Annotated in this window: 2 protein-coding genes and 1 pseudogene; 1 reads left to right on the plus strand and 2 read right to left on the minus strand. The window is 54.9% G+C overall.

Features of this window, described 5'->3' with window-relative positions; translation table 11 throughout:
• Window positions 1–850: DUF1559 family PulG-like putative transporter (locus tag RSSM_RS00030; RefSeq protein ID WP_044300299.1), on the minus strand; the 850-nt coding region annotated here is incomplete at its 3' end.
• 362 nt (window positions 851–1,212) lie between these two features.
• A complete protein-coding gene (locus RSSM_RS00035; protein WP_144059451.1) occupies window positions 1,213–3,228 on the minus strand; it encodes a tetratricopeptide repeat protein in 2,016 nt (671 codons plus the stop codon).
• Window positions 3,229–3,830: 602 nt separating this feature from the next.
• On the opposite strand from RSSM_RS00035, the pseudogene RSSM_RS33515 reads away from it, so the two are divergent.
• Window positions 3,831–4,175, plus strand: a pseudogene (locus RSSM_RS33515) (helicase-related protein); the annotation flags it as partial.
• Window positions 4,176–4,294 lie beyond the last annotated feature (119 nt).

Below are 4,294 nucleotides of genomic sequence, written 5' to 3' on the forward strand. Positions count from 1 at the left end.
ATTTGCCCCGATTGGAATCCGAGGTATCCGCCAACAAATTGTCAGCGAGATAGGCACGCATCTTCACGCCATCACCACTCCCGGCCCACGTAATGCTCGGACCTCCGGTGGTACTCGCCATTTTGCCTCGAACGAACAACTCTTGCGAACCGATGCATTCGTAGTACATCAAGGTATTGGAAAGACCGTCGAGGATGCTCGCCGCTCGCCCACCTTTATTGTTTGGATTTCGATTCCGTGATCCCGATGCTGGCGTCATCGCCGTACTAAATTGCATCTGTGGTTCACCATCCTTGTAATACAGCGGATGACCTTCGGGACGAAGAGCCGGAATCCGTGGAGTTGTGAAATCAGCAACTCCCATAGAAAGACCGTCGCTATCAAGGATGGAACCGGAGCCGGTCCGGCTAGGACATTGGAAGACACCCAATTCCGCAGCGGCCGCTTCAATCAACAGGTCTTTGTTACTCCAGTCCGTCGACAGCGTTCCGTTGTAGCCCCATTTGTATTCGGAGGCCGAGGGATCGTCGAAGTTCGGATGCTTTGCCGCATTAAAAGTATCGGCAAGGTCAGGCTGCTCCACGAACGCCAAGATCCGCCAGAGCGACCCGGTTCGCGAATACGGATAGTGCTTGAACGTGTGCTCAAACATCGACATGCCGAGCACGATCTGTTTCACGTTGTTCTTGCACTGAGTGCGACGCGCCGCCTCCCGTGCCGCTTGCACCGCCGGCAACAGCAAACCGACTAAAACGCCGATGATGGCGATCACCACCAACAGCTCGACGAGAGTAAAACCGCCATGATGGCGCGCAGACGTGGATACCGAATCCCGGCGTGTGTGGATCATCTTCGTTAACTCGTACAGGAAACCAAATAGTAAATCGTCGCCGTCATTCAACGGCAGGATGTCTGGCTGGCTGGACAGAGTTAGCTGGCTCGACCGGGGCTAATGCGACTGACTCGCAATAGCAACGACGATATTAAACGCGATTTCTGAGCAGGTCAAGTGAGGGGTGGGCAAGAAATCATTTCAAGCAACTCGATACTCGCATCCTTTGCTCTGCGAATTTCCCGGTTCGCGTCGAAAACATCGTTTTCTGCGGGGTAGTCGTACGAAACGTCATCCGGAAAACGAAGGTCATGCGGAGAGCGCAACTTCACCTTACTGGGTCAACGCTACGCCCTGACGATTAGCGGAGTACGGGCGTCTCAGGCACCGCCGAGCACCCCGGAGAGCAGTCCGCGACGGTCACGCTTGAGCCGGATGTGAGATTGGAGTTGGCCGACGGACGGGTGATCGGGGTCGTAATTTTGAAGCATTCCCAACCATCGCTCGGCACTGGGGAATTCGCGGCGACCGACAAACGTGTAAACCATCGACTGCGCGAGCGCGACAAACTCCGTCGCGTGAAGCTGTTTCCGTCTCTGCAGCGGCATAAGGGTCTCCAGAGCTTGGTCATACTCTTTCCGCTGCAAAGCGCGATTGGCCAATGCGATCTGACCGAAGAAATAGTCAGGGTGTTGATCGATCACCTCATCGATCAAGCGGTTCGACTCGTCCAAGCGATCCTGCACTTGGAGCGCCATCGCCAAATTGTTCTTGATATCCGGGGCATCCGGTTCGGATTGGAGAAGACGGCGGAAAATCTCTTCGGCCTCGGCACCTTCTCCAGCGTGCAAGTGCTCGACGGCGGTCTCAACCATTTGCAGGCAAGCTTCATCACGATCATTGGGAATTACTGGCTCGTCGGTGATCTCGAAATCGATGAACTCGATTCGATCTGGCTTGCCACGAACGTAGAGTTCGATCGTCTCGGATTTCAAAATGCCATCACGATGCAGGTCACCGGCAAGCTCTGACCTGAACGAATCCGTGCCACGGGAACCGCTCACGAAATCCAGTAATGCTACCTGGGCGTCATCGTTGTCGCTGTATTGAGCCAACTTTGCCGCGAACTGGACGGACAGGCCGTCGCCACGATCAAGCATGGCGGGAAGCAAACTTTCAACTTCTCGGTTTTGCTGAATGAAACGCCGCAACGTCTTGGACACATGCCTTTTCTCGTCCTCGCCATCACGGATCGCGGCTAACTCTGAATGCATAGCGGCGAGCTGCTTCCTGCTGAACCAATCCTGAATATCGAAAAAGAACGGTCCATGTCTCTCGCCAATCGGTTGGCGAAGGTCATCCAGGTTTTCGGACGCCTGAGTCGATCCGCCGGCGATCCTTACGGCCTTTTTCCATTGAGATTTTGCTGCTTTCCACTCGTCGGCTCTGGCTAACCTGGTGGCTTCATAGTGCATCAGTAAAGCAACTTCGGGCGATTCGTCTTCCAGCCAACCGCTTTCTTCGGCAACTCCATAAGCCCAACCGATCTCGTCGTCATCGCCGCGAAACGCGAACGTTTGTGCCGCCTTGGTTACGTCGCTGATCTGTTTCGGCGTCAACGTTCGCAACTTCGCGGCATCGGCTGCGCTGTCCGACTTTCGATTCAAAAAGTACAACACTCGGCTGCGGACGGCGTGAGCGTAAAAGTTCTGAGGCGATTGCCGAATCGTTTCATCAAGAACTTCCAACGCATCGGATTGGTCACCCCGATACGAAAACGCTTCGGCGAGATTATTGCGGGCTCGCAAATCGTTAGGATAGCGGTCGAGGTGTTTTTGACAGCGAAGAATCACCTCATCAAATCGGCCTAGCTTGAAGAAGTGCAAGATGTTCTCCACCGAAGCGATTCGCGGAAGCTCTTTTGGCAAATCGTCAACGAAGGCGTCCAAGATCTCGGGCAAGTGTTTTCGCAACTTTGCGAGTTCCTGACGGGCGAGTCCCACACCGTGATAGTTTGGGTCCAGCTGAATCATCTTTTCCCAATAAACGATTGCCGAGACCGGTTGCATGGTTGAGTAGCACGCGGAGCCGGCCAGCATGTTTGCCACGGGGTCGCCGGACCGGCGATCGACCATCGTCAAGGCGATTCGGGCATAATCATCAATTTCTCGTAGCACGTGCAGAACATCCAGATACAGATCCAAACTATCGTCGGAAAGCGGGCCTACCGCTTCGGCTTGTCTGAACCATTCCAACGCTTTTTCCGGATCATCATCGTCGAGATAGGCACTGCGTGCACGTCGCTCCAAGGATCTCGTTTGAGTGTAATTAGAGTCGCTCCCCACTCGGCGGCGTCGTTTTGGCTTGCGAGCATTCTTGCGTTTTTTAGTGGACATTGAAACTCCGTTTCCTTCACCGGTTCGGTTGTGTCAGGTACGTTCGTTAGCATGAAAAAGATAATCAACCAATATCGGCGTCTCGGCCGACTTGAAAAGACCGTCTTGCAGATTCTCGCATTTCAGCACGATCGATGTGAGCACCCTCAGGTCTGGAAATTTAGTAAAGCTCTGGGACACCCGAGTAAGCAGTTGGGGCCACTGGTTTGCCTCAACGTCGCACAGAAAGTCCGTATACAAACGCATCCTGCTTGATCGAAGCCGCACTGGAGTACGCGATCGCGCCATCCAATCCCGGCGGCTTGCTATCTCGGATGTCGAAGATCGCAACTTACCCGTTGGACAAGTTGATCGCCGGATACCTGGCGAAGTGGCTGCACCTGTCCGGCGATGGAAACGCGGACATCAGCGGCTTGACATCTGCCGCTTCACAATTCGCGTCCACGGGCTGCCTTTGGGTGGCGGCGGAAGCCCACGCCCTGGCCGGCCACAGCGAGCTCAAAACCGCATCGGCTGAAAAGGCCAAAGCAAGCGAACTTCACCGCCAACTCGGCACAAAGTGTTTGGTGGACATGATCAAGCCCGAACCGCTCTGGGCTAAAACCCCGGCGGCGACTCGCAAAAAACGCGTCCAGGCATTTCAATCGGGTGAAGGCGACGTTTTTTAAATTAGTCTCAAAGCGGGCGGTACCGGGTTGAATCTGACCGCCGCCGACTACGTGATTCACCTGGACTCGTGGCGGAATCCGGCGATGGAAGATCAGGCATCCGACCGCGCCCATCTCATCGGCCAACAGTGTCCTGTGACGATCTATCGGCTGATCCTTTCGGGCACAATCGAAGAACGCATTTTGGAACTTCACGCGACCAAGCGAGACCTCGCCGACAGCCTACTCGAAGGAACGGACCAAAGCGGCAAACTTAGCACCGAAGACCTGTCACGCTAGATTCGGCAATAGCAGTCCCACGGAGTCAATTCACCGGTTGCCGCGCGATCGTCGAATCGTGATGCACATCGCTCCCGTATAGCCTGGCAAGCTCGGAGGCACCCCAAACTCGGAGCCAA

It is taken from the genome of Aporhodopirellula sallentina SM41 (assembly GCF_000346505.1).
Lineage (GTDB): Bacteria > Planctomycetota > Planctomycetia > Pirellulales > Pirellulaceae > Rhodopirellula > Rhodopirellula sallentina.

What these genes read in the sequence shown, in the direction of transcription:
- RSSM_RS00035 (WP_144059451.1), bottom strand. Translation starts at nt 3,228, where the DNA reads ATGTCCACTAAAAAACGCAAGAATGCTCGCAAGCCAAAACGACGCCGC.